Raw genomic sequence first — 3434 nt, 5'->3', positions numbered from 1 at the left:
GTATCTGGCCGCGCAGACCTCGCACTTGAGGCTGGGCTCCGGCGGGGTGATGCTGCCCAACCATGCGCCGCTGGCGGTCGCCGAGCAGTTCGCGCTGCTGGAAGCCGCCGCCCCGGGCCGCATAGACCTGGGCATCGGCCGGGCGCCCGGCTCCGACCCGGTGACCTCCTATGCCCTGCGCAGCGCCCGCGGTGAAGAAGACATCGAGAACTTTCCGGACTACCTCGACGACGTGGCCGCGCTGATGAGCGCGCGCGGCGTGGTGGTGCCGCTGCGCTCCGGGAACTATCGGCTCAAGGCCACGCCGGCCGCCGCCGGCGAACCGCGCCTGTGGCTGCTGGGATCGTCGCTGTACTCGGCGCACTTGGCCGCCGCCAAGGGGCTGCCGTACGTTTTCGCCCATCACTTCTCCGGCAAGGGAACCGAAGAGGCGCTCGCGGTTTACCGATCTCGTTTCATCCCAAGCAAATTGACCGCCGAGCCCGTCACCTTCCTGACGGTCAACGCGGCGGTGGCCGAAACTCGCGACGAGGCAACGGCATTGATGCTGCCCAACCTGCAGATGATGGCGCGGCTGCGCACCGGGCAGCAGCTCGGCCCGGTGCCGCTGGTCGAGGAGGCGCAGGCGGCACAAGCCGAGCTGACGGCGGAGCAGCAGCGCATCGTCGACAGCGGGCTGCGGCGCGCCGTCCTCGGCACGCCGGCCGAGGCCGCCGCGCAGGTGCGCGCGCTCGCCGAACGGTTCGGCGTCGACGAGGTGATGGTGAACCCGGTCGCCTCGGCCCGCCGCGGCACCGACCCGGCCACCGCGCCGACGCGGGTCGCGACGTGCGAGCTACTGGCGAAAGAGCTGTTCTAGTGGTCCTTCTGACCGTCGCTGGCCGCCGCCCTGTCGGCTGGCTACCCACTGCTGAAACTCGTCGGCGGGCAACGGCGGAGTGTGCACGAAGCCCTGGGTGATGGTGCAGCCGTACCGCCGCAGCGCCTGTAGTGTGCCTTCATCTTCCACCCCCTCGGCGACCAGCTCGGCTCCGAGGTTTTGCGCCAACGCCACCGTGGAGCGCACGATGGCTACCGATCGCGCGTCCTGGGCCAGGCGCCCCACGAACACCTTGTCGAGCTTCAACTCTTCGACCGACACGTCCTGCAGGCGGGCCAGCGACGACCATCCCGTGCCGTAGTCGTCGATCGAGATCCGGACGCCGAGGCGCTGCAGCGCGGCCACGGTATTGCGGGAGCGTGCCGAGTCGACGAGGGCGCTTTCGGTGATCTCGGCGATCAGGGCGTCACCGGGCAATTCGTGGGTTCGCAGCAGCTCCTCCACGGTGCCCACCAGGTCAAGGTCCAGCAGGTTCGTCGTCGAGAGGTTCACCGCGACCGCCGTTGCGATGCCTTGCTCGCGCCACGACCGAATTTGTGCCAGGGCGACGGCGAGCGTGTGGTTGGTGAGTTTGCGCATCAACCCGGCTCGTTCCGCGGCCGGCAGGAACTCCTCGGGTAGCAGCAGCCCACGGCTAGGGTCCTGCCAGCGCAACAGCGCCTCGACGCTATGCACGCTGCCGTCACGCGCGTTGATTTTCGGCTGGTAATACACCGTCAGGCGGTCACAGTCGACCAGGGTGGCCCGTAGGTCCTCGACGAGGCCTGGGTCGTTGTCGCCGTACATTTCGAATGCCGGGTCGTACGTTGCGATCCTGCTTTTGGCGGACTTGGCATAGGCGATCGCCGTTTCGGCACGTTTCAGCAATTCCTGCGGATGCTCGCAGTGATCGGGACACAGGGCGATGGCGATTCGAGCGTCGACTTGCACGGTGATCGGATCCAGCGGGAACGGTTCGGTCAGGGCTTCGAGCAGCCGACCCGCCCGGGCGCGCGCGGTGATCGAGTCGGCCCCTTCGGCGAGTAGGACCGCGAATTCGTCATCGCCGACGCGCGCAAGCAGGTCGTCGGCGCGCACGCAGTTCGCCAGTCGGTTCGCGATGTGGCGCAACAACTCGTCGCCGAAGTGGCGACCGACGGAGTCGTTGATCTCTTGAAATTCGCAGAGCTTCAGCAGCAGCAGCGCTCGACGGGATGCCGCCCGGTTCGCCGGCGAGTGCGCCGGGCGGGCGGGGTCGGACGTCGCGGTCAGAGCGGTCGCCAGCGAGCGCCGGTTGGGCAACGCGGTCAGCTCGTCGGTCATGGCCTCCTTGTGACTTTCGGCCAACATGCTGACGTCCCGGAAGGTCACCGACATTCGCGCGGCGATTGCGATCAGGCTGAGCGCGGCGAGGGTCACGGCGAGCCGTGAATTGTGGGCGAGGATCGCGACTGCCAGCACCACGACCGTGCACGCGACCGGGGTGAAATAGGGGCCGAGCCCGCGTCTCGGCAACGGCACCGACCACGAAGGCGCCCAGGCTGCGACGGCCACCAGCAGCGACGACGCGGGCCAGAGGGCATCCAGCACCCCGCCGGCCCGGTAGGAGCCCGCGGACGTCTGGATGAGATATACCGTGTCGGCGATCCCGAACCCGATGATCCCGGCAAAGACGAGGCCACAGCGAAAGTCCTTGCGCCACGCGAAGTTCGGCAGCATGCCCGCGGCCAGCGCCAGCAGCACCAGGTCGCCCCACGGATAAAGCAGGCTCACCAGGACCGTCGCCGGTGTGCGGGCCGCGGCGGCGTGCAGGGGCCCTGCCGTCAAGGCCGCGGCCACCGCGGCCATGGCCAACCCGCAGATCATGGAATCCAGCTGGATGGCGAGCGGCAGCTGTTTGCGTCGTGCCCGCATCAGCAGCAGCAGTCCGACGTAGACGAACGGATAGAACGCGAGGTACTCCGGATCCGCCGCCGATGGCGACTTACCGTCCGTCACCCATAGTGCGTAGACAACGTCTCCCGCCGCCGAAACCGCCATTCCGGCCGCGATGAGCGCCCATGCCCAACGTTCCGCCGCGATGCGGTACGCGCGCACGGCGATGAGTGCAGCCGCCGACAGATTTAGCCAGGGGTAGAGGAATTCGGTGGCGAAGGCGCTGTGACCGCCGCTCAGGACGCTCATCGCGGTGAAAGCGATCAGTCCAATCACCACCAGCGCCAACGCCTTCCGGATGACCGGAGGAGGCCACCGAACGCTGCCGGGCGCATAGTCTGTCTGGGGCGGCGGCGCGGCCACCGCTTCAGGCGCCGGTTGCGGCGTCCTTGTCGGCGTCTGCGGGCCGGCGGTCGAATCACCCGGTGGCGTCACTGCGGTCGGAAACGCCACACCCGGCATGAAGCTGCGAACACATTGGCCGCCTTCGCGTTTGGCGGCATACATGGCCAAGTCCGCGTGCCGCAGGAGCTGGTCGACGGTGCAGTTCGAGTTGGCCGTCGCCGCCGTGAGACCGATGCTCGGTCGCACCTCGATCGGAACGCCCTCGATCAGGATCGCGGTGTCGAAGGCGTTGAGG

Annotated in this window: 2 protein-coding genes; one reads left to right on the top strand and one right to left on the bottom strand. The window is 68.3% G+C overall.

Annotated elements, in window-relative coordinates; genetic code table 11:
- Positions 1-859 (top strand): MsnO8 family LLM class oxidoreductase (locus JO059_RS08765; RefSeq protein WP_293315755.1); only part of this gene is annotated, 859 nt, incomplete at its 5' end.
- On the opposite strand, the gene JO059_RS08760 is transcribed toward JO059_RS08765, so the two are convergent.
- Positions 836-3434 (bottom strand): EAL domain-containing protein (locus JO059_RS08760; RefSeq protein ID WP_293315753.1); only part of this gene is annotated, 2599 nt, incomplete at its 5' end. The two genes, JO059_RS08765 and JO059_RS08760, sit on opposite strands and share 24 nt — an antisense overlap.

The organism is Mycobacterium sp. (assembly GCF_019247615.1).
Taxonomy (GTDB): Bacteria; Actinomycetota; Actinomycetes; order Mycobacteriales; family Mycobacteriaceae; genus Mycobacterium.
This window is presented reverse-complemented; position numbering and strand designations above follow the sequence as displayed.